Consider the following 25482-nt stretch of genomic DNA (forward strand, 5'->3'; position numbering starts at 1 on the left):
GGCAGCCCCCTTACACATCAGGAAGTCACACATGCCAACTCGTCGCGAGTTCATCAAACAGGTTACAGTCGCCGCCGGCGTAGGCGCTGCCGTCATGGGCCTCGGCCTGTCACCGGCGCGGGTGCTGGCGGCCAGCGAGGGCCGCTGGTTCATGCCCGACGAGGGCGACAAGCACGAACGCGCCTACATGGCCTTCGGCGCGCAGGACGCGATCTGGGAAGACTTCACCGAAGACGTCCAGGAAGCGCTGGGCCGGATCGCCCGTGCCATCGCCCGTTACGAGCCGCTGACCATCTACTGCCGCAGCGGCGAACGCAGCTTGGCCGAAGAGATTTGCGGCACGTCTAACATCACCTACCAGATCGCCAACCTCGACGACATCTGGATGCGCGACATCAGCGCCAATTTCGTCATCGATGACAAAAGCGGCCTCGGCGCGGTGGACTTCAATTTCAGTGGTTGGGGCAACAAGCAGCAGCATTCGAAAGACGCGAAAATCGCCCAACGCGTGGCGCAAGATGCGCAAGCGACGTACATCCGCAGTGAACTGGTGGGCGAGGGCGGCGGCATCGAAGTCGATGGCCACGGCACCGGGATCATGACCGAAAGCTGCTGGATCAACGAAAACCGCAACCCCGGCTGGAGCAAAGCTGACGTCGAGGCTGAGCTGAAGGCACGTCTCGGTTTGCGCAAGATTATCTGGCTGCCGGGCATCAAGGGCAAGGACATCACCGACGCCCACGTCGATTTCTACGCGCGCTTTGTCACACCCGGCGTGGTGATCGCCAACCTCGACACCGACCCGCGCTCCTATGACAACAAGGTCACCCTGGCGCACCTGGAAATCCTGAAAAAGGCCACCGACGCCGATGGTCGCCCGTTGCAGATCCACACCGTGTCGCCACCGCTGAAACCGCGCAAGACTAAGTTCAACAAGGACAACGACGACTTCGCGGCCGGTTACATCAACTATTTCGTGATCAACGGCGCGGTGATTGCCCCGGAGTTTGGCGACAAGGACGGAGACAAGAAGGCCTACGACCTGCTGAAAAAACTCTATCCGAACCGCGAGGTGGTACAGCTCAACATTGATGCCATCGCCGCCGGTGGTGGCGGGATTCACTGTGTGACCAGTCATCAACCAGCCTAGATAGGGCCACCGCTTTGCCAACCGGAAACGCGGAAGCCCAAAACAGCTTAGGTACGCAGGAAGCCATGTTTGCAGTATTGGCTTGTGCTTGGCTCTGTCTGGTTTCGCGTCGGTTAAAGAGAGCGGTTGACATCCTGTTTGTTGCGGTAAGGACAACCCATCACTATTTTTATTGAGTATTGGGAAGCCCCAAGATTTAACCACAAAGACATGAGCGGACGCGTAGCGATGGAATAAGCGTCATACAAAAAATCGATTCTGGATGACCTTTTTTTTGGCCATTAGCGGTCGCTTCCGAGTGTTCGGTGATGGCGGGAAACACTCGTTCCGGAACTTCCGCTTTTGGCCGGTTAGCGACGGTCAGGGCTCGACCGTCGCTATGCATATTCAAACCTCGGTCTGTTCCGCCATCTCTAGGGCGTCGTCGACTTCAATTCCCAGATATCGAACGGTGCTCTCCAGCTTCGTATGGCCAAGCAGCAGTTGAACCGCTCGCAGATTCTTCGTCCTGCGATAGATCAGCGATGCCTTCGTACGCCTCATTGTGTGAGTGCCATACATAGCTGGATCAAGGCCAATTGCTTCCATCCAGCCTTTGACGATACGTGCGTATTGACGTGTTGATAGATGGTCTGAGGTATGCAGCTGGCTCGGAAAAAGGCAGTCCTCGCTCCGGAGTTGGGCCTGTTGTATCCAGGCCGCGATAGCAAACCGTGTTTGTTCGGTGATCTCGAACTGCACTGGCCGCAGCGTTTTCTGCTGCATCACGATGGCGCGTGGTGATACGTGCTCGCCATGGGCGACGTCACGCACACGAAGCTTGGTTAAGTCGCAGGCCCGAAGCTTGCTGTCGATGGCCAGATCGAAGAGCGCAAGATCACGGGTTCGTTCTGCAATTTGAAGCCTTACCCGGATGGCCCAGATATCTCTCAGTCTGAGTGGAGCTTTCTGCCCGACCAGTTTTCCTTTGTTCCAAGGCTGGCGGCTGCAGGTAGCGAAGATGTTCATGACGAGTCCTCCACGTGTCGAAGGACAAGGATGGCTGACCAGAGAAAGGGTCGCTAACCGGCCAAAAGCGGACACTTAAAAGTGTCTATAAAAACTGGGCAGTTTCACTACGTTGATTTACTCGTTCCGAACTATTATCTGTGTGGCGGAAGCAGATGCTGGCTAGCCCATTCTGCCGATCGATCGAATTGGCGACTCATCCTCCAAACTACTAGCTTACCCATGGGCGCCGACCAATCGCGCATAGCACAGGTGCCAGATGCGCTTGCGCCCCTTCGCCATGCACCTCGTACCAGAGTCACATCGGCGCAGAAGGCTAGCCCAACGTGACCTTATCTTAAATACTTCGCTTCCAGCTCGCGCATATTCGCATCACCTTGCAAAGCAATAATGTCTTTGACTGACGGCAAAGACATTTCAGCATTGGCTATACCTCCTTCGGCCCTGATCGTTGCAAACACCGTGCGCATCGCCCACACCGCTGCTCTGATTGCGTGGTTCCCGTAAATCACAATACCAACCTTACCCAACGCAGCGATATCCGCCTCGGTCAGTTGAGGGTAAGTCGTGGGCACCAATACCAACGGCACGCTGCCGTTCCATGCATCAATAAACTCAAGGACCTCATCAGGTATTTTTTGTTTTGAGTGGATCAGGATCGCGTCGGCGCCAGCCTCTGCATAAGCTTCGGCTCGCTGGATGGCCTGCACCTGGCCCTGACCTGCAATCAGTGCTTCGGTGCGGGCGATCACCACAAAGTCTTTATCGCGACGAGCGTTTGTTGCCGCAGCTACTTTGCCCTGAAATTCTTCTATTCGGACCAGCTCCTGGCGGCCATCAGCACGCAGGCTCGTGTCCTTGGGAAAGGTCTTATCTTCCATGACGATCGCGGACGCACCCGCTGCCTCGTACTGCGGTACGACATAGCTGACGTTGATGGCGTTTCCGAATCCGGTATCGATATCGGCGATCAGTGGAATGGAAACGACAGACGCGATGGCTCTCATCATTTCCAGATGCGTGCCCGCCGACAGGATGTTGGCATCGGGCACGGCATAACTTGCAGACAGCTCAAAGCCGCTACCCCAAATGCCTGAAAAACCAGCTTCCTCCACTAGCTTGGCGGTCAGAGGGTTATGAGCGGCCATTGCCGTGAACAGCTCGCCATTGGCAAGCGCACTACGAAGCTTTTGATTCTTTGTCATGGCTAGAGCTCGACAAAAAATGGGTTGCGGTAAAGGTTACGATCCGCACACTTAAGTTGTCAGCGTCTGATCAATAACGACAACATCGCGCTCGCCGCACAAAGTCCCGCTACAGTCGGAAAAATAATCGACGTATTACCGGTTGAATCGATCATGTGGCCAATGACCGGCTCACCAATGCCAGCGCATATATAGGACATGGTATTGAGTACGCCCGTCGCAGTTCCCGCAACGTGACGTCCAAAGATGTCCGGGCAGAGTGCCCAAAACGACGATGCGGGCCCAAAGACAAAAAATCCACAAAGGAAAAGTAAGCCTATTGCGACCATGCTTCCGTGCGGTACGAACATGATGATAATCGCAGTTGCGGATGCAAGGACCATGTACGAGACGATCGCCAGATAACGCCTTCCCTGAAACACAACATCTGAAATCCAACTGTTCGATAGGGCACCAAGTGCCATCCCTACAGGTAGCGCGACCGTAATCCACTTCGGATCAATAAACGTTGCCGACGTCTTCCAGTCCAGACCAAGAAAATGCACGGGCACCCAGACCACTAACGCGTAGCGCGCAGCATTCTGAAAACCGATTGCAAAACCAGCGATATAAAGTCGCCAGTTGCGCAGCACTATTGCATAGCGCTGCGCACTGGTTAAATCATCCTCAATTGCTAACGGTGGAACATCATTGGCGTGTTCAAGGGCGCGGAGTTTTTTGTCCTCGGGGCGCTCAGAGACAAAAAGCCACAGCACCACCACGCCCAATAGCATGGAGAGTGGCGCCAGTCTGAAAATCCAGATCCAGTCCAGTTGCATCACGCCCAGAATGGCAAGAGGCAGAACATAAGCGAGAACAGAGGAAAACCCAGAGAACCCAACGTACACACCGTACACAAATCCGCGATGTTGATGCCCCCACCAGTTCGACAGTAAACGGCTGCCGGGGGCAAAACCCATGGACTGAAAATAGCCGTTCGCCCCCCAAGCGAGCAGGAAGAACCAGAATGAGTGGCCAAAACTAAACACCCAATTTGCCGCCAGCGAGAGAAGCGCGCCGGCGATCATCATTCGCTTGCCACCGAGCTTATCGCCCAGATTGCCGTTGATGAACTGGCCGGCGGCATAGCACCACAACATCGTTGCGCTGATCCAGCCAATTTCGTACTTCGACAAACCGTAATCATGCTGGATACCGGGGATGGCGAAGCCCAGGGTCTGGCGACCGGTGTAGTAGAAGAGATAGCAGAACGTCACGCCTATCAGTGCGCGCCATTTGTATTGATCAAAGGTGGATATTGGCAATGTCGCTTTGTATTGCAGGCTATCAGCGGTTTTTATAGTCATGCCTTTCTCCGCGTGGCGCGCAGCTTTGCGCTGCGCTGACCAGTTTTTGGATTAAGCGAGGGTGCGCAGTCTTCGCTGCGCTGTATTTGTTTTGGTTTAAGCGAGATGGTTGAGCGCGAGATCGATAATGTCGAAATTGCGCAGACGACCAGGGTTATCGAGCCCGACCAATTTGCGGTTGAACATCAGTGGCACTTTCTGCTCGGACACACCGCCGTGGGAACGCAAGGGCACCGTCAATCCGGACAAATCATGTTTATCGGCAGCGCTTCCAAGGACCGTCAGCCGCTCACCGAGTACCACCAGATCGCCGATTCGATCCTCGGGCAGTTCGAAACGCTGGCATGCCTGGGAACGCGTCAAGACTGCCTCGACACCAGCGATGCCGGCGAGAAAGTCGATGGCATCGCGTTGCGGTACCGCATCGCGCAAGTACACGGTAGCGTAAGACCCCAGCGCACCGTGATGCACCACGTACGGGTCAGTGATCGGCAGCAAAACACGTGTCCGCTGCGCACCGTACTGGACGTCTAGAAGGTCTTGCAAAAACAGGATGTTGGGGCGGCCGACCGAATCGGTCTTGGCATTCATGCCGTGATCCGCCGTGATCGCCACAACCGCGCCGTGCTCGTGATAACGCTTGAAGTAGCTGTCCATCATTGCGTAAAACGCATTGGCTTCTGGCGTGCCCGGTGCATGTTTGTGCTGTACATAATCGGTAGTGGACAGGTACATGAAGTCAGGGCGTTCGTTTGTCAGCAATGAGAGCCCGGCGGCAAACACGAACTCGGAAAGTTCCGCGCTGTAAACTGAAGGCACGGGCATACCAACTCTTGCCAGGATGTTCTCGACACCGTGTTCCTTCAGGTTCACCTGATCGGCTTTTTCAGCGGAGAAACAGATCCCCTTCAGTTGATGCCCAAGCAGGTTGCGCAATTTGTCCTTTGCGGTCACCACGGCGACGAGTTGGCCCGCTTTGGCCATCTCGGCAAGAATGGTCGGCGCGCGAAGGTATTTGGCGTCGTTCATTAACACCTCCTCTTGCGTCTCCTGGTCGAAAAAGAAGTTGCCGCAAATACCATGGACGGATGGCGGTGCGCCGGTAACGATCGATAGATTGTTCGGGTTGGTGAACGACGGCACCACGCAATCGCCCGTCAATACTGTGCCGTAGCCGATAAGCTCGGCGAGAAATGGCGCCTGTCCCGCTTGAATGGCTTGATTAATGTATTCCTGCTCGCACCCATCGATGCAGATAACAATGGTGGGAGCCGAAGGCAGCCGATAGGACCGGGCGTTCACGTTTATTATTTGAGTCATGGATAAATCTTCCCTTCAATGGTTGGGTGCGCCGCGCGATGAGTGACTTGCGCTGTTTGAAACCGGCAATTCACCGTATGCTGAGCGCATTACTCACACAATCGAATTAAAGTAGCGGTACCTGTGCACGGGAATCACACATGAGGCAAAAGCTTCCGCCGCTTCACGCGTTGCGCATCTTCGAAGTGGCCGCTCGGGCGGGCAGTTACTCGGCTGCGGCTCGGGAACTGAACCTGACTCACGGAGCCGTGAGTCGGCAGATAGCGGTCCTGGAGGACTGGCTCGGTCAACCGTTGTTTGTGCGTGATGGGCAGAGCATGGTGGCGTCGCCCCATGCCAGGGCCCTCGCCCGGGAAATAAGCGCCGCGTTCGATCACATCGCAGACGCTGCCGAGCGCTACGGTAAGAAACAACAACTGAAAGTAATCCGTGTCAGTGCACCGGCAACAGTCGCCATGCGCTGGTTGATTCCCCGGTTGCCTCTATTCGCCGAGACGCACCCCGGAGTGGATGTGCGCGTTTCGACCGTGCTCTCGACTCAACCGGCATTCAGCGGCAGTTTCGACGTCGCCATAAGGCGGGGCATTCCGCAGGGTGGTCAATTTCAGGCAATACCCTTGTTTCGCGAATCGAATACGGTGATAGCGAGCCCGTTACTGCTCGCCAGCACGGGTGTTGAAAGGGTCGAGCAACTGGCCGCCGAAACCTGGTTGTCCACCGAAACCCGCCCAGGTGACTGGGAAGCTTGGATGGAAAGTGCGAATCAACCTATGCTTCGAGCGAGTCGGAACCTGCGCTTCGATCATTTCTTCGTGACGTTGCAGGCAGTCGTCGATGGGCTTGGTTTCGGCATAGGGCCCTTTCCAACGCTGGAGGCTGAATGTGCGGCCGGGCGGTTGCAAACACCCTTCCCGACTCTGCGTTCGCTTGGTCCGACTTACTATGCGCTGGTTCCGTTTGACGCCGATAAGCCGGTCTATTTGCGAGCCTTTGTTGATTGGCTGCAATCAATGAGTGCGCAATATGAGGAGTCGCAGTGATGGTAGTCGTGGATGTTCGGGGCGACCATTAAGGCTCGCTGGCTATCACGAATAAAAATGGGTCATCGCTGAATGGTTGCTTCTGGCCGAAAGCGGACGGTTGAAAAGGTCTATAAATATCTGATTTAGAGACGCTTATGCACTTTCATTTACCATGGGCTACTGAACCCGATCACTGGGATTGAGTGGCAGGTATCAAGACGCCATCGATACTCGAAGAAGTAAGCCAGGACTCCAGTTCCGCATTCCCGACAGGAATGCACCACATGAAATCATTGAATTTTTCTTATCCCACACCACGGCGTACCTTGCTGCAAAGACAAGGAGAATCGCCCATTGAACTCATCCGCCCCCAACCCCGTCGATAAATTCGACACCTCCCGCGCCAACGAATACGCCAGGCAAAGCCGCATTGCACTGGCGGGTTATGACGCATGCCACGATCTGGCGGCGTGCATGCTGGCGGCCAGCCTCGGCGCCTCGCCCTCGGCCAAAATACTGGTCGTCGGCGCTGGCGGTACAGCGCAGGAAATCATTGCGATGGCCGCGCTGGAGCCGAGCTGGCGCTTCACGGCGGTTGATCCTTCCGAGCCAATGCTGGAGGCCGCGACGCAGCATTTGCAGGCCAATGATTTGCTGCACAGAACGGATGTGCATCTCGGGCATGTCGATGACTTGCCGGCTGATGAGTCATTCGACGCGGCGACGTTGATCGGCGTGCTCCATCATCTGAATGGCGATGAACCCAAACGAGCAATCCTGCAATCGATTCAGGCTCGCCTGAAACCAGGTGCGCCGCTGATCGTCGCGGGCAACCACTACGCTTATGCCAGCCAACCGTTATTGCTGGCGGCATGGGGGCAGCGGTGGCGGCAGCAGGGTGCCAGTGCGGATGAGGTGCAGGCCAAGCTTGGCAAGATTCTTCAGGGGGCCGATCCGCCGCATTCGGAGGCGGCGGTTCAGGCGCTGTTGTACGAGGCTGGATTTGGTGAGGCGAAACGGTTTTTCAGCAGTCTGTTTTGGGGGGCGTGGCTGGCAGGTAAGACGCTTTGAGAAAGGACGGAGGCGCTCGCCCAATCCCGGGAGTTGTTCATCACTCAAGCAAACGCAGTTTCAATGAACGCTTCCAGTGATTGTTCTTCCAGAATTTCAATAGAGAAGTGACCGAAGCGTTTCGGCAGCCAGATAATCCGTGTCCCGGAAGGGGATTGCAGGTGTCGGCGTGTCAATGGATTGCCATTTTCATCTTCAGGCTGCACACCGGCGATCAGCAGGTCGTCATAAGCTTTCTCGATGTCCGGTGTGGTGTAGCAGTGACGGTAAATCATTCCTTCGCCGACGGTATCGAGCAGCGTCTTCAGATTGCCCTCAAGCGGTTGCACCAGCATGAAACGCTCTTGTCCGATCATCGCGACGGCGTAGCGCACATGCAGGCCACCGCGTTGCCATGTCTGGGTTTTGGAGATATTGGCTTTGAGGATCTGCGCGTAGTAGGCACACGCGTCCTCGAGATGGTTGACCAGCACATCGACGTGACTGAACTTCAGATCCATTGAATGCCTCCCGCTGATGCGGTGTCCGGATTAATCAGTGGTCGCGGGGCTCCCGGTCGAAGTTGCCGCCTCAGCCTCCAGCTTGGCCCGATCAGCCTTGCTGATGTATTTGGGCTTTTTCGGCGCGAGTTTCGCGCTGGCCTTTTTGGCTTTTTCCTTGAACAACTGCTGCAGTTTTTTCTGACGGTTCATGGTGACTACTCGGCTTGTCAGTTGAATATCGACGATCGAAGGGCGTGTCGGTCGCTTGCCCAATGGCCCAAAAGGGATGGAATCCTGACGCATGGGCAGGACGCAGGCAACCTCATTTCCTCACATCGAGATAAAGTCCCGAACAGCCTTGATCGTCGGTGCCGGCGCTTCCTCCATCAGCCAGTGCCCCGCCCCCGGAATCACCACTTCCGTCACCTTGTCCGCCGCGTTACGCATGACGATTGCCTCATTGTTGCCAAAGGACTTCTCGCCGCCCACGGCCAGCACCGGCATGGTCAGGCGTTTCTGCAACACGGGTTCGTTGTCGGTGGCATCCTGGCGAATGCTGCGGAACTGGGCGAACGCGGCGCGCATGGCGCCGGGCCGAGCGTAAAGTTTGGCGTAATGCTGGCGGGTGCCCTCATCGATCTTCGCGGGCGTGCCGGCGAATTCGTTCCAGAAACGGTCGAGGTAGATGCGTTCGCGGCCCGCCACCAGGCGCTCCATGTCGGCACCGCCGAAGTCGAAGTGCCAGAGCATCGGCGAGCGCACGATGTCGTTCCATGGCGTGATGCCGGGGACGGGCGCATCCATCACCACCAAGCGCTCGGTGCGCTCGGGGTAGCGTGCGGCGTAGGCGAAGGCGACCATGGTACCGATGTCGTGACCGATGACCACTGAGTGTTCGATCTTCAGCGCACTCAGAACTGCGCGAATGTCAGCGGCCTGAGTTTTCTTGTCGTAGCCGCCCTCCGGGATCGACGACAAACCCATGCCTCGCAGGTCCGGGACCACCACTGTGTGGTCGCGCGCCAGATCGGCCGCCATCGGCGCCCACATGTCGCCGGTGTCGCCGAAGCCATGCAATAGAACCACCGCAGGGCCTTTGCCACCGATGCGCACGTGCATCGTCGCGCCATCGACCGGGATTTCCTGAACCCGAAAGGCCGCAGGGAAGGGCGTCACGTCAGCGTGGGCCTGATGACTGAGGGCGAGCAAAGTCAGGGCGGCCAGCAGAGTGCGAATCATGTCGGAGTCTCCAATCGTGCCAATGGCAGGGGATGCGATGGAGTGAGCGTAGACGAATTCTTCGTCCGAACCTGTCAGTTCACGCCAGACGCATACCCATCTCGACGGCACGATTCTCAAAACCAAACTCGGCGTACATGCGCGCCGCGCGTTCGTTGAATGGCCAGACCGTCAACCGCAAATCCTGTGCGTCATATTCAATCGCCCAGTCTCTGACGAGCTGGAGCAGCGCGCGACCAATGCCTTTGCCGGAAAACTGCTCGGCTACGCAAACCGATCCGATGCGAACGACCTTTTGCGGCTGCATCAGCGGCCCGGCGCTTGCCGACAGATTGGCCGTGATAAAAGCCGCAGCCTGATCGCCGAAGTGGGCGATGAAGACAATCTGATCCGGCTTTTCGAAAACCCCTGACCAGTGCGGCAGGTCGCGGAGAAAGTCTTCGGTGGCGGCGGCATAGATATCTGGGCGGGCAGCGTGGTGCACCGCGTTGAGCAATTGGCCCAGCTCGCACAGGGTCAGTGCATCGGCGGCGGTTGCGACTCGGTAAGTGATGGTTTCATCCATGATGGGTAGTGTCCTTGAGTGTGATGAGGTTAGTGGAATTGTGGGAGGCAATGGCGAACCATCAGATTGAACTGACTGGCCGCTCGTCCAGACAGCGCAGCGGTCAGCCATTGATTAGCATGCGAATCAACTTGTTCCAGCATGACTTGGCCTCCAATTGGGTGACCATTAATTCTGGTACCAGTGTGTTGCGTTCTAACATGAGGTGTCTTCCGTTACGAGGGGGAGTCCGTTATCTCAGTCTTTCAGTTGAATGTCACAGCGGACGTCAAATCCGCAATCGAGATATTTGCATCAAGCGCCGCTTAAATTTGCAGAAATCGCTCCGGCCGACATGCATCGAGCGCTACACAAACCTTGCCGTCGATGATCTCTTCACTGACAAGACGACCCACAACCGCCTCAAGCGTGATACCCGGGTGGATTGAGCAGACGTAGGCACCCTCGATATTCGGCAGTGAGTGGTAGTGAAATTAACGCAAAAAAAGCCCGGCATATTCAGCCGGGCCTCGGGTGCCTTCAGACATTTACGCCGCCATATTTCCGGCCGCCATGTCCTTCTTGGCCCACAAGCTCAATCATGAGTAAGTGGGAAAGGTCGGCAATATTGTTGCGGCGAGCGCCGACCGCCAAGCGTTTGAGAAGCGCCTGGCGGAGTTTGACGGGATTGGTCCGAGGACCATCGAGATTCTTATGCGTGAAGCCGGCGCGGTGCTTTTTTAGCGACCGGGATGCGATGCCGTATTTTGGCTGATGTGTTTGGGACCAGCGATCGCCCAGGCAATCAGCCCGAACAGCGGCACAAACACAATCAACACGATCCAAACTCCCTTGTTATTCGACTTCCCCTCGCTTTTACGCACCCGATTGATGGCCCAAAGTTCGATCAGCAGAAGAACTGCCGCCAGTACGATCCACACGGTTTCGATTTGCATTGGCTACCTCCTGATGGTCTCTGTTAGGTGTCGCGTGTGACGCTGGGTTCATTTAATTTTGCGCAGATCCTGTAGTTGCTGCGCGCAAATACAACGCGACACGGCCGTCGGCACTGTCGGCGAATAGAATGCGCGCGCCTGACATCGGCGCTGGGGCCGGCACGGGGGAAGGCGATGACAAATCATTCGGTGGATGTAAAAGACGCAACCTGGAAACCCAAAGAACAAGGTCAGGTTATTTGCTGAGATGGGTGTTCAACAATACGATTCCTGCTACTTGCGTTCAGGCTCGCCGACTGTGAACGGTGTTGGTGTCCACATATACACCGGTCAGATTGAATGCACGAATCTGAGGTTTGCCGTCCCAGTATCTGTTCAGGGTGTACATGGCTTCAGCAAAACCATCCTGGCCTTCTCCCAGGTAAGGGGCATGATAGGCGATAGTCCAAGTTTTTATGTGTTCTTTGTATCGCAGAGCGAGCTCAACGATTACTCGGGAACAAACGCGAGAACACGGGCTGGCAGCCGTAATCATGGTGATGTGCTGAGTCGAGTTTCCGTGTGATTTATAGATGGAGTCAAAGTAATTCACCATTCTTTCTTCCCCATCCGACTTGTTATTGTCATCAAAGAAGTTGACCAGTTCGTTACCGCGAAAAAACTCTATATTTGAACCCCGTGGTCGCCATCCTTTGCCAGATGAAAAAACGAATACGTTGCCGTGATCACCAAACTCGACAACGCAAAACAGATTTTTTGGCTCATCTTTACGGATCGCGTTAGCGACATCAGTGATTAACGGCATTTTGCTTCTCCGCTGCACTAAAGGTTGAAGTTGCAAGTTTGTGTTGTCTTGCACCCCTACAACATTGGCCTTCCCTGGACATGATAATGCAACGTTCTGTGCGATGGCCGTCAGCGAAGGATAGCCCATGAGTGTCAATGTGCCAGAGGTGAAAAGAGAAGTCCTGGAACGGTCTTGCGTTCAAATTCGCGCCATGCAGGAAAACTGGTTGCTCAACCAGCTATAGAGTTGCGATACCGCAGGGGTAATCTGCTTGCGATGCGGGCATACCAGGCTCAACGGCGAGGCTTCGCCGGGATAGTCCGGCAGGAGCACAAGCAGACGACCTGCGCTCACATCGGCGCTGACATCCAGCCACGATTTGTAAGCGATACCTTCACCGTCCAGTGCCCAGCGCCGAACCACATCGGCGTCGTCGCTGAACAGCGGGCCGCAGACTTGAATCGTTTGCCTGCCCAGGCACCATTTGTCGTAGACCCGGCCCGCCTGCAGATAGAGCAGGCACGCATGCTGCAACAATTCATCGGGGGTTGCTGGCTGCCCGTGACGTTGCACGTAGTCCGGGGAGGCCACCAGCACTCTGTGGTTCCAGGGCGCGAGAGGCAGTGCCACGTAGTTGGCGTCTTCGTTCGAGCCATACCGAATGGCGACATCCACCGGATCGCGGAACAGATCGGCCATTTGGTCCGACAGGACAAAGCGCAGGGTAAGTTCCGGATGCTGACGACGGAATGCGGTTAACCACGGCAGCAAAATATTGCGCCCCAAGTCAGAAGGCGCGGTGACTTGCAGCACGCCGCGTAGCGTGGCGTTTTCACCCCGCAGGTTTTCCTTGCCTTGCTTCAACGCCTCCAGCACGGCGTGCGCAGTGGGCAGGTATTGCTCGCCCTCGGCGGTCAACCTCAGGCTGCGCGTAGTGCGCGCGAACAGACGAACGTCCAGCTCGCGCTCCAGGCGTTTGATGGCAGCAGCGACCTGACCGGGCAACAGATCAGTCTCCAGCGCCGCGGCGGTAAAGCTGCCCAGCGCTGCGCTGCGGATGAACAAACCAAGATCATCGATGCGGATCATTTTCACTCCTGCAGTGAAAGTGTTGGCGCATTCTGCAGGTTTTTCTTTGTCCGTGGGAAGTCGAAGATGGCGGCATATCAACGTATCAGCCCTTCAGACAGCGAGTTTCCATGAAAGCCATCACCTTCACCCAGCACGCCCTACCCATTGAAGATCCACAGTCATTGCAGGACATCGAGATGCCTGCGCCAGTGCCCGGCCCACGGGATCTGCTGGTCGAAGTGCGGGCGGTTTCAGTCAATCCGGTCGATACCAAGGTGCGGGCAGGCACTTTCACCAAAGAACCGAAAATCCTCGGCTGGGATGCGGCAGGTATCGTCCGCGAGGTCGGTTCTGACGTGACGCTGTTTCAACCCGGTGATGAAGTGTTCTACGCCGGCTCGATTGCCCGCGCCGGCACCTACAGCGAATTGCATGTGGTGGATGAGCGGATTGTCGGGCACAAACCACAATCCTTGAGCGCAGGCGCGGCTGCCGCGTTGCCACTGACCTCGATCACTGCCTGGGAGTTGTTGTTTGAGCGGCTCGGCGTCGTTGAGGGTTCAGGGGAGGGCGAGTGCCTGTTGATCACGGGAGCGGCTGGCGGCGTGGGTTCGATGCTGGTGCAACTGGCCCGGCAGTTGACCCGCCTTACGGTGATTGGCACGGCGTCACGTCCGGAAACGGCGGATTGGGTGAAGCAATTGGGCGCGCACCACGTCATCGATCATCGCCAGCCGATGCTCAGTCAGTTGCAGGCGCTGGGCCTTGCCGAAGTCGACTATGTCGCCAGTCTGACCCACACCGAGCAACACTTTTTACAACTGATTGAAGTCCTCAAGCCGCAAGGGCGTCTGGGCGTGATCGACGATCCCGAGCGTCTTGATGTGATGCCGCTCAAGCGCAAGTCGCTGTCGCTGCATTGGGAACTGATGTTCACCCGTTCGCTGTACGAAACCTCGGACATGATCGAGCAGCATCACTTGCTTGACCGGATCTCGGGCCTGATTGATCAGGGCGTTTTGCAGACCACCGTGGGTGAGCATTTCGGCGCGATCAACGCAGCGAACATGCGACGTGCCCATGCTTTGGTCGAGAGCGGCAAAGCCCGGGGAAAAATTGTCCTCGAAGGGTTCTGATCAGCGCCGTCCCAGACATTCATAGGGGGGCTTCGAAGCCGCCCCAGGAGCACGTTATGCGTATGAAAATGTTGGCCATGGTCTCGGCCGCTGTGTTGTCGACGCCGTTCGCTCATGCGATCAGCGCCATTCCTTTAGCGGCGGATGCACCCGCTGATCGATCCTTCGGCAAACTGGAACAGGTCCATGGGTTTTACGACGCGATGCCAACCGGCGTAACGGTCAGTGAGACCGGGCGGATCTTCGTCAACTTTCCGCGTTGGGGTGACAACGTACCGTTCACCGTGGGCGAGATCCGCAACGGCCAGGTAGTGGCTTATCCGAACGCCTCGATCAACCGGGAAAACCCCAACGATCCGAGCGATGGTCTGATCAGCGTACAGAGTGTAGTTGCTGACGGGCAGGGCCGCGTCTGGCTTCTCGACACGGCCGCCCCGGGCTTCGCTGAGCCGAAGCCGCGTGGCGCGAAGCTGGTGGCGGTAGACCTTGCCAGCAACAAAGTCGTCAAGCGCCTGGTGTTTCCAGAGAACGTCATGTTGCCCAGTACCTACGTCAACGACATGCGTTTCGACTTTCGCACCGGCGCCGAAGGCACGGTCTACCTCACTGACTCATCCTTGCGCGGCCCCGGGGCGATCATCGTCATGGACATTGCCACTGGCCGCGCCGTGCGCCGTTTGAGCGGTGTCCCGGCAACCTCGGTTGATCCGGCTTTTGTACCGGTGGTTGAAGGCTTGGCAGTGACGGTCGAAGGACCTGACGGCAAACGCAAACCGCTGGGCGTGGCATCCGACGGGATCGCGCTGTCGGCGGACGGCAAGACGCTGTATTTCACGCCACTGTCGAGCCGGCATTTGTATGCCGTATCCACAGCGCTGCTGCGTGATACCCGCGTAAGCGAACAGCAACTGGCCGCCGCAGTGCAGGATCTGGGAGAGAAGGGCGCGTCCGATGGCATGGAGGCGGATGCCGAGGGCGCTGTCTATGCCGGGGACTACGAGCACAACGCGATCCGCAAGCGCCTGCCGGATGGCCAATGGCAGACATTGGTGCACGACCCGCGCCTGCTCTGGCCCGACACCTTATCGATCGGTCCCGACGGTTATCTGTATTTCATCGCCAACCAGTTACACCGCCAAGCGGCGTTTCGCGGTGGTCAGGATCAGCGGCAAAAACCCTACAGCCTGCTACGCCTGAAAATCGATGCGGCGCCAGCACCTACCCGTTAATACCTGTTTGGGATTTTGGAGAATTGATGATGACTACATCCGCTGAAGTGTTGGTTTCGATTGCCGTGCTCAAGGCCAGAACGGGTCAGGAGCAGGCATTGAAAGACGGGTTGTTGGCACTGGTTGAGCCCACCCGGGCAGAGCCAGGCAATCTCGACTATGTGTTGTTTGAACTGCGTGACGAGCGCGGCACGTTCTACATGCGTGAGGCATTCAAGGATCAAGCGGCGCTGGACGCGCATTTCGCCACGCCATACTTCCAGCGCTTTGCTGCAGCGGCGAATGATCTGCTCGCTGAGCCGTTGCAGTTGATCTTTCTTGAGCAAGTCTCGATCTGACGTGACCGCACAGGCGCCTTGGATTTGTTGAGTGGCTAGCTGACGCTCGGCTCTATATTCTTCACGCCGGTAGGTCCGTGTCGGAATTGGCTGAGAACAGCCTGTCATTTAGGGAAGCGTTAAATGCCGTTCAGGGTGATGGTGGTCGGTGGCTACGGCAATTTCGGTAGCATCGTTTGCAGGCATTTGGCGGTTATGCCGGGTGTGGAACTTTTGCTCTCGGGGCGTGATGCGCAAAAGTTGCAGCGCAAGCTCGATGAGTTGAACCGCCAGTCCGGCACGGTCGCCGAAGGCTGGTGCGGTGATGCCATGGGCGCGGAGTTCAGCTCGGTTTTGCGTTCATTGAACATCCAGTTGGTGGTTCATACCGGCGGGCCGTTTCAGGGCCAATCCTATGCGGTCGCCGAAAGCTGCATCGCTGCCGGGGTGAATTATTGCGATCTGGCGGACTGCCGAACCTTCGTCAATGCCGTGGGCATTCTCGATGCCAGTGCGAAAGCGGCGGGCGTGGCGATCCTCAGTGGTTGCAGTTCGGTGCCGACACTTTCATCGGCAATCATCGATCAGCAACGCCATCGCTTCGCACGGATCGACTCGATCGAACACGGCATTTCTTCTTCGGCAAAGATGCCGGGGCTGTCGACGATTGAAGGTGTTCTGGCCTACGCAGGCAAACCGATCAAACAACTGAAGGACGGTAAGGTGCATGAGGTATCGGGTTGGCAGGATCTGACCCTGCGCAAGATGCCGCAACTGGGCACCCGTTTGTTGGCCAACGTCGATGTGCCGGACATGGATATTTTTGCCGGCCGCTATGGCGCGCAAACCCTGAGGTTCAAGGCTGGCGCCGGGTTGAAGCTGGGCGGTATCGCCAACGCTCTGTTGGCGCAGGCGCTGAAGATCGGACTGGTTCGCGACCATACCGTTTGGGCCGCAAGACTGCATCGGCTGGGCACCCGGTTCGAACGTTTCGGCGATGGCAAAAGTGCAATGTACATCGACGTTCAGGGCATTGGCGCTGAAGGACAACCGCTATCCATGACTGCGCAACTGACCGCACTCAATGACAAAGGCCCGGAAATCCCAAGCTGCGCGGCTGTGGCGCTGGCGGCAAAAATGGCCCAAGGCTACGTGCCGCAACCCGGGGCCCGACCTTGCGTGGGTGAGGTCAGCGTCGACGAATACCTGGCCGCGATCAATGATCCGGACAACCTGAGTTTGTCCGTGCATTTCTCTGACGGGCAGCACTGAACATGCTCTATCTGGGCCTCAAGTACCTGCACATCATCGCGGCGATTTTCCTGTTCGGCTTCGGCATGGGTTCCTACCTCTATCTGGTCGCCGCGAGCCGCACGGCCAATCCGCAGGTGATCGCCCACGTCGCGCGCATGGTCGTGCGTTTCGATGCCTGGATCACCACACCGGCAGGCTTTGTACAGATCATCACGGGCTATCTGCTGATGAGGCTCTCGGGCCTGCCCATGACTACTGAGTGGGTGCTGACCTCGCTGGTCATTTTCCTTTGTGTCGGGTCGCTTTGGCTGCCGGTGTTGGTCTTGCAGAAACGCCTGTGTGTGATGGCAACGAGTGCGGGGGAGGCCGGGACGGGGCTCAATGAAGATTATCGAGCCGTGTACAGAAAGTGGTTCTGGATGGGCGTCGCCGGTTTTGCCGGGATGTTTGTGATAGTGCTGATGATGGTGACGAAGATGACGCCGGTTCAATTGGTCAGTTTTCTGAATTAGCCACGAACGGCATCGTTATTTTCAAAAAGCGTTGTTCGTGGTCAGGATTCGGCAGCAGGCACGTATCGTACTTGCCGAACAGCCGATAACGATTCAGCGCAATGCGGTCATAAGCCCAATCGCGCAACCTGCGCGGGACGACACGCAGCAATCGCAAGGGTTGCCAACGGGCGGATAACTGGCCGATGACTTCGAAAAAGGCATCGGAACGTTCCCAATATTGCCGATCGCGAATGACTGCCATGGTGTCGAACTGATCCACCGGCAAACCCGCCCACGCCAGCAGTGCCTGGCCTTCGGGTGACTGAACTGCCGCCAAGCGCACACGCCGCTGATGATCATGCCGAATCAGAAACCGTGCCCAGCCATTGCACAGCTTGCACACGCCGTCGAACAGCACCACTGTTTCGCCTGGCTTGAGCAGTGGCGCGGAGGTAGGGCGGGTTTGTGAACTTTGCATCAGCGTGAGTCCATGGAGGCCGGGTGTTCGGGATCATAACCGCGTGACAGGTTTGACGTCTGCTTTTGGACGATTGTTGATCGATGGAAGAAGGTGCGCAGAAACGTCAGCCGTTACTGCCTGAAAACTGCCGGGCAAGTTGTCGCTGTTTCACGGGCGCCGACATCGTCGCCGACGGTGGTTTCACCGCTTGATCCTGTTGGATCGCATCAAGGCGCACCTTCGGGTGCGTTTTTTGTTTTTCCGAATGAAGATTCGAGCCGTTATCTGATGGATACACCGATTTTAATTATCCAACTGGATGGATAGACAAATCGGATTTACCCGGTTTTTCTGTGCAATCGGTAGGCATAGAGTGGATTCACCGGTTCGAAATACCGAACTGAAACCCCACTACGCAGTCACTCGGAGCATTACAGATGAGCAATAAACTGGCAGGTAAAGTTGCACTGGTTACCGGCGGCACCACAGGTATCGGACTGGCCTCCGCGCAGGAGTTTGCAGCACAGGGCGCAACGGTTTTCATCACCGGTCGCCGTCAGGCCGAGCTGGATGCAGCGGTCGCCCTGATTGGCGACAAGGCATTCGGTATCAAGGGCGATATGGCCAATCTGGCTGATCTGGATAACGTTTTCTCGGTCATTGCGGCGCAGGCCGGCCACCTCGATATCGTCTTTGCCAATGCCGGTGGTGGCGACATGTTGCCCCTCGGCTCGATCACCGAAGAGCATTTCGACCGCATCTTCAGCGTTAACGTCAAAGGCCTGCTCTTTACCGTACAGAAGGCGTTGCCGCTGCTCAAAGACGGTGGCTCGGTGATCCTGACGGCGTCGACCACTGCCAGCCAAGGCACCGAAAACTTCAGCGTCTACAGCGCGAGTAAAGCCGCTGTGCGCAACTTCGCCCGCTCTTGGCTGCTGGATCTGAAACCGCGCAACATTCGTGTGAATGCCATCAGCCCTGGCCCGGTCGCCACGCCCGGTCTGGCAGGCCTGGTACCGGCAGAACAGGTTGACGGTCTGCACGCGCATCTGGCCAGCCTGGTGCCGATGGGGCGTCTGGGTGATCCGAAAGAAGTCGCCAAGGCCGTGTTGTTCCTGGCTTCCGATGACAGCAGCTTCATCAACGGTATCGAATTGTTCGTCGACGGTGGTGCTGCACAAATCTGATTGCGCATGGCCTGTGTGGAGCGATCACTGCAACGTGGAAAAGTGCTCCACCAGCCAGTCGATGAACACACGGACCCGGTGGCTGAGGTTGCGGTTCGGCGGATAGGCGACATGAAAGGGGTAGGGGGCTGGACGCCAGTCTTGCAGGATGGCCACCAATGCGCCGGTCTCTATGTAAGACTGCACGGAATAACTGAACGTATGGATCACACCCAGCCCCGCCAGTCCAGCAGCAATGTGCGCGTTGCTTTCATTGACACTCAACGCACTGTTGCCGATCACCTCGATGTTCTCTTCGCCGCGCTGAAACACTGCCGGGACCGCTCGACGGGTGCGCGCCGATTGATAACTGACAAGGCGATGCTCCTTTTCCAGCTCCGACGGGTGAGCAGGCTTACCCAATCGCTGCAAGTAGGTCGGTGAGGCACAGGTGGTCCAAGAAGCCTCGCCCAGGAACCTTGCCGCCAATGACTGCTCCCGGAGGGCGCCACCGCGAATCACACAGTCGACGTTTTCACTGATCAAGTCGACATGCCGGTCGCTCACGCCAAGATCGATCTTGATATCGGGAAACCGCGCAAAAAACGTCGGCAAGGCCGGAATGATCAACGAAGTGGCCACGGAACCACCTACATCGACATGAAGGGTGCCGCCAGGATTGAGTCGCGTGCTTTGAAGGCAGGAATCGATCTCTTCAAGATCGCGAATGATTCGAGCGGTCTGTTCGTAATATTTGGCCCCTTCGACGGTGACGGTCACACTGCGCGTGGTGCGTTGGAGCAGGCGCACCCGCAAAAAACTTTCGAGGTCTTGAATCAACTTGCTTACGGTCGCTTTAGGCATCTCCAAAGAGTCCGCAGCCTTTACAAATGATCCGGCTTCGACGACCCGGGCAAACACACGAATGGCTAACAGTTGGTTCATGTTTGGTGATGCCCAGTGGTTGAGTTCAGTCGCTTGAATATTCGACCGATCAAGAGTGAGTGCTTTTTAAAAGAGGCGCTAGAACTTTGCGCGCAAGCGCTTGAACGACCGCCGTCCCCGCAGAGCCCCCCACGAGAAGGCCAGTCCAGCGCCGCCGGATGCAGCGAATACGGCGATGTCGCGCAGCAGATACAAGCTGAAGCGCCATGGCTGCTCGGCTCGGCATCTCTGCATGAAGGATAGCTTAGCGCTGACCCAGACTGGCATCGCCGCATGCGCGCCTCGGCATCGCTCTCGGCCACGAGGGGCAACAGCAACCATTGGTTTGAACTAGGCTTGAATGAAATAACGCGGGAGAAAACCCATGCCCCTCGCCTCCGGAAACCTATTGGCCCTGACGTTGAGCGCCTTCTTTTGCACCTCCGTGTGCGGAGTAGGGATAGCAAACGCCGATTCTCCACCGGCAATACTGCCATTGGACTCTGAAACTGCGCCGAAACTCATCGCCTACGCGCCGCTTGCCGAGCCACTCGCCCGTGGTGTTGTCATTATTCAATATCAAGCGGATCACGCCAGGATCATGCCGGTATTTGGCAAAGCGGCTGCCGATGTATCACCGCGTCTCGGGCACCTCCATGTGACCGTCGACGACTGGAAGGGCACATGGGCACATACCAGCGAAGGCCCGATTATTCTGGTGGGACTGACGCCCGGCGCTCACAAGGTTCTTCTGGAAGTAGCCGATCCGACTCACAAAATACTCACCAGCACGACAGTGAGTTTTGTGGTTCCGGAGAAGAAATCAATGGCCGTCTCCCACACTGCAGACGATCACGCCTTGAAACCATAACGGGTGAGGATGTTTTTCGCATTGACATATCGAAAAATGTCGATATCCTCGCGGCATGGACTTACTCGAAATATTCAAAGCACTCTCAAACCGTACACGTCTTGAAATCCTGACCGGTTTGAAAGACCCCGAGAAGAACTTCCCTCCACAGGATGAAGGGGACGTTCACACGGTGGGCGTTTGCGTCAGCAGTATTCAAGAAGGCGTCGGGCTTTCGCAGTCGACGGTGTCGTCTTATCTTGCAACGCTGCAACGAGTAGGCCTGGTCGAAGTCACGCGCATTGGTCAGTGGACTTACTACAAACGCAATGAAGCCACCCTCCGTGTGCTTGCCGAGATCATAGGGAAAGATCTTTAGTTTTTTTTGCCCCAATATATCGAGAAATCTCGATATCCCTTTTTGTCGAAATGAGGATTTACAGTGAAAGCGCTGATACTGAAATCATTTGGCGGTCCGGAATCGTTCGAACTTTGCGACGTGCCCAAACCAGTGCCGCAGGCAGGACAGGTCTTGGTTCGGGTACACGCAACCTCCATCAATCCGTTGGATTTCCAGGTTGGACGTGGCGATTATCCCGATCTGGTGCCGCTGCCGGCCATCACCGGGCACGACGTGTCTGGGGTTGTCGAAGCTGTCGGGCCGGGGGTGACAGCGTTCGCTCCGGGAGACGAAGTCTGGTACACCCCGCAAATATTTGAAGGCTCAGGCAGTTATGCCGAATACCACGTGGCGGCCGAAAGCATCATTGGCAAGAAGCCGCCTTCGCTCAGCCATCTTGAAGCGGCAAGTTTGACGCTGGTTGGCGGGACGGCGTGGGAAGCGCTGGTCGGACGAGCGGCGCTCAGAGTGGGGGAAAGCATCCTGGTTCACGGCGGTGCGGGCGGCGTCGGTCATGTCGCGATACAGCTGGCAAAAGCCATGGGCGCCAAGGTGTTCACTACCGTACGCGAGGCAAACTTCGAGTTCGCACGGGGTTTGGGTGCCGACGTGATGATCGACTACGAAAAGGAAGACTACGTCGAGGTCATCCTGCGGGAAACGGCTGGCCACGGCGTCGATGTGGTGTTCGACACCATTGGTGGCAACACATTGTCGCGCAGCCCCGATGTACTCGCGCAACTTGGCCGGGTGGTCTCGATTGTGGACATTGCCCAGCCACAAAACCTCGTTCAGGCCTGGGGCAAGAACGCCAGTTATCACTTCGTATTCACCCGACAAAATCGCGGCAAGCTGGATGAGTTGAGCGCATTGGTGGAGCGCGGTCAGCTACGGCCGCATGTGGGTGCTGTGTATTCGCTTGCCGACATTCCACTTGCTCATGCGCGGCTGGAGAGTCGCAACAACGGTCTTCAGGGAAAAATCGCAATTGCCGTCGCGCCGTAGACTCACCTGATCAGTGCGCATTGTTGACTATTGAAACTCGATTTGGAGAAACGCCATGATTTATGAAATCGCTTTGCTCCCGGTTCACCAGCAACACATTGAAAAATTCAGACATGCATTTGCCGAGGTGGCTCCTTTGCTCAGCCGCGCAAAGGGGTATATCGGTCACACGCTCGCTCAGGGGATCGAAACCCCCCATCAATTCAACCTGATCGTGCAGTGGCAAACACTGGAAGATCACACCCCGGGCTTTGAAGCGAGCGAAGACCATCGGATATTCATGCTGGGCCTGGAGGAATATTTTTCGCAGGAGCCCACGGTCTATCACATAGAGGGGCCGGCTTTTTCTACCGGCGAACAAGGATGAGTCGAACAGCGTCCTGACCTGAATGTGTTTGATCGGCGGTATCATTGACTGTGTCAATAACAGCCATTAACTCAATCAGGTTTTCATATCAGATTTGCGGCGTAAGATCGGCCCCATACCCACTCACTGCACTTCTGGAGCACACCGCCATGAAACGTCAAATTATCCTCGGCATCGCTTTCTCGATCTTTGCACTGAACGCTTTTGCCGCGACTGAAACCGACCCATTGTTCAGCGACGCCGTTGCCGCAACTGAAACCGATCCACTGTTCAGTGACGCCGTTGCGGCAACTGAAACCGATCCATTGTTCAGCGATGCCGTTGCTGCTACTGAAACCGATCCGCTGTTCAGCGACGCCGTTGCCGCCGATGGTTCGGATCGCCTCACAGGCAATCGGGTAGCCGAAGGTGGTTCTGACCGTCTGCTCGAACGCCGTGCAGTCTGAATGCAAGGTTTGACCGCAATACTCGATGAAAGCCCGGCCTCAACCGCCGGGCTTTTTTTTGCCACTTGGTTGCGGCGCTGCTGACGGCCACTGCGCTTTATCAGGGTATCGTCTCGTAGCGGATCAAGTTCATCGGCAAACATCAGCGCCGGCGGGAAATCGCTGAAGTCGCCGTTAATGGACAGATTACGCACCCCACGGCCCAATCGCGCAGCCATTTTCACTCGAACTCAATCTGTCATATTCCGTATCACTTCATTGCACATAGTCACCAGCCCAACGCTTATTCCATGAGGCTGCACTGTGTTCCAACGTCTTCTGTGTTCGCTGTCCGTTCTGAGCCTGTCCATCGCCGCTGCCCACGCTGCCGAGTCCGTTGCGCTCGATACGCCGCGTCTGAGCAGCATCGACAACTTCCGTGACATCGCCGGCCTCAACACCGCGTATTCCACCGCCCACGATGGGACGATGCGTAGTGGCGTGTTCTACCGCTCCAACGCGCTGACCCCGTCGGCGGCGGATCTGACGACGCTCAACAGTCTCGGTATCAACGCCATTTACGACCTGCGCACGCCAAGCGAAATCGCCGCTACGCCGGACACGATGCTTAGCGGCGCGACCTACGAAAACATAGACATCATTGGCAGCACCACTTCCGGCTCGAACATCACCAACGTCTCGTTCACAAGCGCCGCCGACGCCATCGCCATGATGGAACAGACCAACCGCGCGTTCGTCAGCGATGCGGGCATGCGCCGCCAGTTCGGCAAACTGTTCAACGAACTCGCCAGCGTCGACGCCGCCCAGTTGTTCCACTGCACCGCCGGCAAGGATCGCACCGGCTGGACCGCCGCCGTGTTGCAGAGCATCGCCGGCGTCGACGACGCAACCATCATGGCCAACTACCTGGCGACCAACGACTACACCGCCGCCCGCGTCGCTGCCACGTTGAAAGCAATGCCGGCAAGTATGGCGAGCATCTACGCGCCACTGCTCGGCGTGCAGGCCAGCTACTTGCAGGCCGGCCTCGATGAAGTCACCGCCGAATACGGCAGCATGGACAACTACCTCAAACAAGGCCTGGGTCTGTCGCAGGAAACCATCTACGTCCTGCGCGGCAAACTGGTCGAGTACAACAGCCTGCCCGGTCAGGCTGGCCTGATCGGCAACGCGGCTGCCGGCGCCGAGTTTTTGCGCCAGTTGCAGAACACCAACCTGTCCGGCACCTACAGCGCTTACAACTATTACCTGCAATCGGCCATCGACGCCGGCACCCTCGGCGGCGTCGAATCCACGGTAGGCGGCCAAGTTCACGCTGACGCCGCCAGCTACCTGCTCCGCCAGAACGCACTGATTGAACAAGCCGCCGCACCTTTCGCCAGCGGCACCGACCTCAAAGTGGGCCAATACCGTTTGTGGACCACCGCGCTCGCCGGCTACCTCGGCACCGACGGCTCAGCCCATGCCGACAGCAGCAACGAACACAGCCAGGGCCTCATGGTCGGCATCACCCAACGCTTCACCGAACAACTCAGCGCACGCGGCGGCTTCGGCTACAGCAAAGGCACTGTCGGTGGCGCGGGTGGCGAGGCCGATACCGACTTCACCTTCTTCAACATTGGCGCCCGCTACGGTTTCACCAGTCTGGAACGCGGCCTGTTCGTCGATGCCAACGCCAGCGCCGGTTACGTCGATTACGACAGCAAACGCGACCTCGGTAGCGGCCTCGGCACAGCGAAGGGCGACACTCACGGCAACCTCACCGGCGCGACATTGGCGCTGGGTTACCGCGTACCTGTAAGTGGCGTGATTCTGGAGCCGAGTCTCGGCGTGCGTGTCAGTCACCTCGATCTGAAAGGCTTCAAAGAGAAGGGCAGCGAACTGTCGTTGGACGTCGACGACAGCAAACAAACCCGCCGCAGCGCCGTGGCCAATCTCGACATGTCCTTCACCCCGATTGCCATGGGTAACTGGCAACTGGTGCCCGGTGCGCGCGTGGGTTACGAGCATGTTCTCGGCAATCATCAGGTCGACAGTGAAGGTCACTTACTGGGGCTGGATGTCGAACAACGCGCCGCTTTCGACAACCGCGATCAGTTCAGCGGCGGCGTCAACCTGATGGCCAGCCTTGGCCCGGTGAGCGTGGGCGCTGAAGTGGGTGCCAGCGGAGGCGGGGATAGCCACGGTTTCGCCGGTAGCCTGAAGGCCAGTTACCAGTTCTGAAAGCACTCCA

General features: G+C 57.1%; 28 protein-coding genes and 2 pseudogenes. 16 read left to right on the forward strand and 14 right to left on the reverse strand.

Annotated elements, in window-relative coordinates:
• Positions 1–31 precede the first annotated feature (31 nt).
• Complete coding sequence (locus tag ACA074_RS12380) at positions 32–1150, forward strand: agmatine deiminase family protein (protein WP_497679121.1); 1119 nt, start codon at positions 32–34, stop codon at positions 1148–1150.
• 387 nt (positions 1151–1537) lie between these two features.
• On the opposite strand, the gene ACA074_RS12385 is transcribed toward ACA074_RS12380, so the two are convergent.
• The 4 genes from ACA074_RS12385 to phnA form a co-directional block, all read right to left on the reverse strand.
• Complete coding sequence (locus ACA074_RS12385; RefSeq protein ID WP_497679122.1) at positions 1538–2158, reverse strand: tyrosine-type recombinase/integrase; 621 nt, start codon at positions 2156–2158, stop codon at positions 1538–1540.
• 332 nt (positions 2159–2490) lie between these two features.
• Entirely contained in the window at positions 2491–3363 is an 873-nt protein-coding gene (locus ACA074_RS12390; protein WP_123450217.1) for a phosphonopyruvate hydrolase, read from the reverse strand.
• Positions 3364–3422: 59 nt separating this feature from the next.
• Positions 3423–4709, reverse strand: coding sequence for an MFS transporter (locus ACA074_RS12395; RefSeq protein WP_497679123.1), 1287 nt, complete (start codon positions 4707–4709; stop codon positions 3423–3425).
• 96 nt (positions 4710–4805) lie between these two features.
• Positions 4806–6029, reverse strand: a complete 1224-nt coding sequence (phnA, locus tag ACA074_RS12400) for a phosphonoacetate hydrolase (RefSeq protein WP_123450221.1) — start codon at positions 6027–6029, stop codon at positions 4806–4808.
• 140 nt (positions 6030–6169) lie between these two features.
• Between phnA and ACA074_RS12405 the strand changes: the two genes are divergently transcribed.
• Both ACA074_RS12405 and ACA074_RS12410 read left to right on the forward strand, forming a co-directional pair.
• On the forward strand, positions 6170–7069 hold the full coding sequence (locus ACA074_RS12405) for a LysR substrate-binding domain-containing protein (protein WP_123450222.1): 900 nt from the start codon (positions 6170–6172) through the stop codon (positions 7067–7069).
• Between the two features lie 336 nt (positions 7070–7405).
• Positions 7406–8122, forward strand: a complete 717-nt coding sequence (locus tag ACA074_RS12410) for a class I SAM-dependent methyltransferase (RefSeq protein ID WP_497679124.1) — start codon at positions 7406–7408, stop codon at positions 8120–8122.
• Positions 8123–8166: 44 nt separating this feature from the next.
• Here the strand turns inward: ACA074_RS12410 and ACA074_RS12415 are convergent, their stop codons facing one another.
• The 5 genes and pseudogenes from ACA074_RS12415 to ACA074_RS12435 form a co-directional block, all read right to left on the reverse strand.
• Positions 8167–8622, reverse strand: a complete 456-nt coding sequence (locus tag ACA074_RS12415; protein ID WP_497679125.1) for a VOC family protein — start codon at positions 8620–8622, stop codon at positions 8167–8169.
• Positions 8623–8652: 30 nt separating this feature from the next.
• The gene (locus tag ACA074_RS12420) at positions 8653–8814 is read right to left on the reverse strand and encodes a DUF2986 domain-containing protein (RefSeq protein ID WP_401265141.1); all 162 of its coding nucleotides are present in this window, start codon (positions 8812–8814) and stop codon (positions 8653–8655) included.
• A 120-nt stretch (positions 8815–8934) separates the two neighbouring features.
• Entirely contained in the window at positions 8935–9843 is a 909-nt protein-coding gene (locus ACA074_RS12425; protein WP_497679126.1) for an alpha/beta fold hydrolase, read from the reverse strand.
• 79 nt (positions 9844–9922) lie between these two features.
• Positions 9923–10408, reverse strand: a complete 486-nt coding sequence (locus ACA074_RS12430; RefSeq protein WP_497679127.1) for a GNAT family N-acetyltransferase — start codon at positions 10406–10408, stop codon at positions 9923–9925.
• 305 nt (positions 10409–10713) lie between these two features.
• Positions 10714–10866: pseudogene (locus tag ACA074_RS12435) on the reverse strand (FAD-binding oxidoreductase); the annotation flags it as partial.
• Positions 10867–10999: 133 nt separating this feature from the next.
• Here ACA074_RS12435 and ACA074_RS12440 point away from each other — a divergent pair.
• Positions 11000–11131, forward strand: a pseudogene (locus ACA074_RS12440) (DNA methylase); the annotation flags it as partial.
• Here the strand turns inward: ACA074_RS12440 and ACA074_RS12445 are convergent.
• The 3 genes from ACA074_RS12445 to ACA074_RS12455 all read right to left on the reverse strand — a co-directional run bounded on the left by ACA074_RS12445 (position 11128) and on the right by ACA074_RS12455 (position 13219).
• Positions 11128–11343: a PLD nuclease N-terminal domain-containing protein gene (locus tag ACA074_RS12445; protein WP_187678691.1), complete on the reverse strand. Its 216-nt coding sequence runs from the start codon at positions 11341–11343 to the stop codon at positions 11128–11130. The pseudogene ACA074_RS12440 and the gene ACA074_RS12445 overlap by 4 nt on opposite strands.
• 283 nt (positions 11344–11626) lie before the next feature.
• Positions 11627–12148, reverse strand: coding sequence for a hypothetical protein (locus tag ACA074_RS12450; RefSeq protein ID WP_497679128.1), 522 nt, complete (start codon positions 12146–12148; stop codon positions 11627–11629).
• Between the two features lie 180 nt (positions 12149–12328).
• Complete coding sequence (locus tag ACA074_RS12455) at positions 12329–13219, reverse strand: LysR family transcriptional regulator (protein ID WP_497679129.1); 891 nt, start codon at positions 13217–13219, stop codon at positions 12329–12331.
• A gap of 110 nt (positions 13220–13329) precedes the next feature.
• Between ACA074_RS12455 and ACA074_RS12460 the strand changes: the two genes are divergently transcribed.
• The 5 genes from ACA074_RS12460 (at position 13330) to ACA074_RS12480 (ending at position 17649) form a co-directional block, all read left to right on the forward strand.
• On the forward strand, positions 13330–14337 hold the full coding sequence (locus ACA074_RS12460) for a zinc-binding alcohol dehydrogenase family protein (protein ID WP_497679130.1): 1008 nt from the start codon (positions 13330–13332) through the stop codon (positions 14335–14337).
• A gap of 56 nt (positions 14338–14393) precedes the next feature.
• Positions 14394–15566, forward strand: a complete 1173-nt coding sequence (locus tag ACA074_RS12465) for an L-dopachrome tautomerase-related protein (RefSeq protein ID WP_497679131.1) — start codon at positions 14394–14396, stop codon at positions 15564–15566.
• A 29-nt stretch (positions 15567–15595) separates the two neighbouring features.
• The gene (locus ACA074_RS12470; RefSeq protein ID WP_497679320.1) at positions 15596–15904 is read left to right on the forward strand and encodes a putative quinol monooxygenase; all 309 of its coding nucleotides are present in this window, start codon (positions 15596–15598) and stop codon (positions 15902–15904) included.
• Positions 15905–16027: 123 nt separating this feature from the next.
• Positions 16028–17155: a saccharopine dehydrogenase family protein gene (locus ACA074_RS12475; RefSeq protein ID WP_497679132.1), complete on the forward strand. Its 1128-nt coding sequence runs from the start codon at positions 16028–16030 to the stop codon at positions 17153–17155.
• A 2-nt stretch (positions 17156–17157) separates the two neighbouring features.
• A complete protein-coding gene (locus ACA074_RS12480; protein WP_497679133.1) occupies positions 17158–17649 on the forward strand; it encodes a DUF2269 family protein in 492 nt (163 codons plus the stop codon).
• On the opposite strand, the gene ACA074_RS12485 is transcribed toward ACA074_RS12480, so the two are convergent.
• Positions 17633–18109 carry a thiol-disulfide oxidoreductase DCC family protein gene (locus ACA074_RS12485; protein ID WP_497679134.1) on the reverse strand — a complete coding sequence of 159 codons (477 nt, stop codon included), beginning with the start codon at positions 18107–18109 and terminating at the stop codon, positions 17633–17635. The two genes, ACA074_RS12480 and ACA074_RS12485, sit on opposite strands and share 17 nt — an antisense overlap.
• A 419-nt stretch (positions 18110–18528) precedes the next feature.
• Here ACA074_RS12485 and ACA074_RS12490 point away from each other — a divergent pair, with 419 nt between their 5' ends.
• A complete protein-coding gene (locus tag ACA074_RS12490) occupies positions 18529–19278 on the forward strand; it encodes an SDR family NAD(P)-dependent oxidoreductase (RefSeq protein ID WP_497679135.1) in 750 nt (249 codons plus the stop codon).
• A 24-nt stretch (positions 19279–19302) separates the two neighbouring features.
• Here the strand turns inward: ACA074_RS12490 and ACA074_RS12495 are convergent, their stop codons facing one another.
• The gene (locus ACA074_RS12495) at positions 19303–20202 is read right to left on the reverse strand and encodes a LysR family transcriptional regulator (RefSeq protein WP_497679136.1); all 900 of its coding nucleotides are present in this window, start codon (positions 20200–20202) and stop codon (positions 19303–19305) included.
• Positions 20203–20566: 364 nt separating this feature from the next.
• Between ACA074_RS12495 and ACA074_RS12500 the strand changes: the two genes are divergently transcribed.
• The 6 genes from ACA074_RS12500 (at position 20567) to ACA074_RS12525 (ending at position 25472) form a co-directional block, all read left to right on the forward strand.
• Positions 20567–21052: a DUF6130 family protein gene (locus tag ACA074_RS12500; RefSeq protein WP_497679137.1), complete on the forward strand. Its 486-nt coding sequence runs from the start codon at positions 20567–20569 to the stop codon at positions 21050–21052.
• 55 nt (positions 21053–21107) lie between these two features.
• The gene (locus ACA074_RS12505; protein WP_187678678.1) at positions 21108–21410 is read left to right on the forward strand and encodes an ArsR/SmtB family transcription factor; all 303 of its coding nucleotides are present in this window, start codon (positions 21108–21110) and stop codon (positions 21408–21410) included.
• Between the two features lie 63 nt (positions 21411–21473).
• Positions 21474–22436 (forward strand): zinc-dependent alcohol dehydrogenase family protein, encoded by a 963-nt coding sequence (locus ACA074_RS12510; RefSeq protein ID WP_497679138.1) that lies wholly within the window; start codon positions 21474–21476, stop codon positions 22434–22436.
• Between the two features lie 55 nt (positions 22437–22491).
• A complete protein-coding gene (locus ACA074_RS12515) occupies positions 22492–22803 on the forward strand; it encodes an antibiotic biosynthesis monooxygenase family protein (RefSeq protein WP_497617919.1) in 312 nt (103 codons plus the stop codon).
• Positions 22804–22952: 149 nt separating this feature from the next.
• On the forward strand, positions 22953–23249 hold the full coding sequence (locus ACA074_RS12520; RefSeq protein WP_497679139.1) for a hypothetical protein: 297 nt from the start codon (positions 22953–22955) through the stop codon (positions 23247–23249).
• Positions 23250–23552: 303 nt separating this feature from the next.
• Positions 23553–25472 (forward strand): tyrosine-protein phosphatase, encoded by a 1920-nt coding sequence (locus tag ACA074_RS12525; RefSeq protein WP_497679140.1) that lies wholly within the window; start codon positions 23553–23555, stop codon positions 25470–25472.
• Positions 25473–25482: the final 10 nt, after the last annotated feature.

It is taken from the genome of Pseudomonas sp. LBUM1655 (assembly GCF_059716085.1).

Excerpts from the sequence above, each read along its gene's own strand:
- ACA074_RS12380 (WP_497679121.1), top strand. The coding sequence starts at position 32 with ATGCCAACTCGTCGCGAGTTCATCAAACAGGTTACAGTCGCCGCCGGC.
- ACA074_RS12385 (WP_497679122.1), bottom strand. The coding sequence starts at position 2,158 with ATGAACATCTTCGCTACCTGCAGCCGCCAGCCTTGGAACAAAGGAAAA.
- ACA074_RS12390 (WP_123450217.1), bottom strand. The coding sequence starts at position 3,363 with ATGACAAAGAATCAAAAGCTTCGTAGTGCGCTTGCCAATGGCGAGCTG.
- ACA074_RS12395 (WP_497679123.1), bottom strand. The coding sequence starts at position 4,709 with ATGACTATAAAAACCGCTGATAGCCTGCAATACAAAGCGACATTGCCA.
- phnA (WP_123450221.1), bottom strand. The coding sequence starts at position 6,029 with ATGACTCAAATAATAAACGTGAACGCCCGGTCCTATCGGCTGCCTTCG.
- ACA074_RS12405 (WP_123450222.1), top strand. The coding sequence starts at position 6,170 with ATGAGGCAAAAGCTTCCGCCGCTTCACGCGTTGCGCATCTTCGAAGTG.
- ACA074_RS12415 (WP_497679125.1), bottom strand. The coding sequence starts at position 8,622 with ATGGATCTGAAGTTCAGTCACGTCGATGTGCTGGTCAACCATCTCGAG.
- ACA074_RS12420 (WP_401265141.1), bottom strand. The coding sequence starts at position 8,814 with ATGAACCGTCAGAAAAAACTGCAGCAGTTGTTCAAGGAAAAAGCCAAA.
- ACA074_RS12425 (WP_497679126.1), bottom strand. The coding sequence starts at position 9,843 with ATGATTCGCACTCTGCTGGCCGCCCTGACTTTGCTCGCCCTCAGTCAT.
- ACA074_RS12430 (WP_497679127.1), bottom strand. The coding sequence starts at position 10,408 with ATGGATGAAACCATCACTTACCGAGTCGCAACCGCCGCCGATGCACTG.
- ACA074_RS12445 (WP_187678691.1), bottom strand. The coding sequence starts at position 11,343 with ATGCAAATCGAAACCGTGTGGATCGTACTGGCGGCAGTTCTTCTGCTG.
- ACA074_RS12450 (WP_497679128.1), bottom strand. The coding sequence starts at position 12,148 with ATGCCGTTAATCACTGATGTCGCTAACGCGATCCGTAAAGATGAGCCA.
- ACA074_RS12455 (WP_497679129.1), bottom strand. The coding sequence starts at position 13,219 with ATGATCCGCATCGATGATCTTGGTTTGTTCATCCGCAGCGCAGCGCTG.
- ACA074_RS12460 (WP_497679130.1), top strand. The coding sequence starts at position 13,330 with ATGAAAGCCATCACCTTCACCCAGCACGCCCTACCCATTGAAGATCCA.
- ACA074_RS12465 (WP_497679131.1), top strand. The coding sequence starts at position 14,394 with ATGCGTATGAAAATGTTGGCCATGGTCTCGGCCGCTGTGTTGTCGACG.
- ACA074_RS12470 (WP_497679320.1), top strand. The coding sequence starts at position 15,596 with ATGACTACATCCGCTGAAGTGTTGGTTTCGATTGCCGTGCTCAAGGCC.
- ACA074_RS12475 (WP_497679132.1), top strand. The coding sequence starts at position 16,028 with ATGCCGTTCAGGGTGATGGTGGTCGGTGGCTACGGCAATTTCGGTAGC.
- ACA074_RS12480 (WP_497679133.1), top strand. The coding sequence starts at position 17,158 with ATGCTCTATCTGGGCCTCAAGTACCTGCACATCATCGCGGCGATTTTC.
- ACA074_RS12485 (WP_497679134.1), bottom strand. The coding sequence starts at position 18,109 with ATGCAAAGTTCACAAACCCGCCCTACCTCCGCGCCACTGCTCAAGCCA.
- ACA074_RS12490 (WP_497679135.1), top strand. The coding sequence starts at position 18,529 with ATGAGCAATAAACTGGCAGGTAAAGTTGCACTGGTTACCGGCGGCACC.
- ACA074_RS12495 (WP_497679136.1), bottom strand. The coding sequence starts at position 20,202 with ATGAACCAACTGTTAGCCATTCGTGTGTTTGCCCGGGTCGTCGAAGCC.
- ACA074_RS12500 (WP_497679137.1), top strand. The coding sequence starts at position 20,567 with ATGCCCCTCGCCTCCGGAAACCTATTGGCCCTGACGTTGAGCGCCTTC.
- ACA074_RS12505 (WP_187678678.1), top strand. The coding sequence starts at position 21,108 with ATGGACTTACTCGAAATATTCAAAGCACTCTCAAACCGTACACGTCTT.
- ACA074_RS12515 (WP_497617919.1), top strand. The coding sequence starts at position 22,492 with ATGATTTATGAAATCGCTTTGCTCCCGGTTCACCAGCAACACATTGAA.
- ACA074_RS12520 (WP_497679139.1), top strand. The coding sequence starts at position 22,953 with ATGAAACGTCAAATTATCCTCGGCATCGCTTTCTCGATCTTTGCACTG.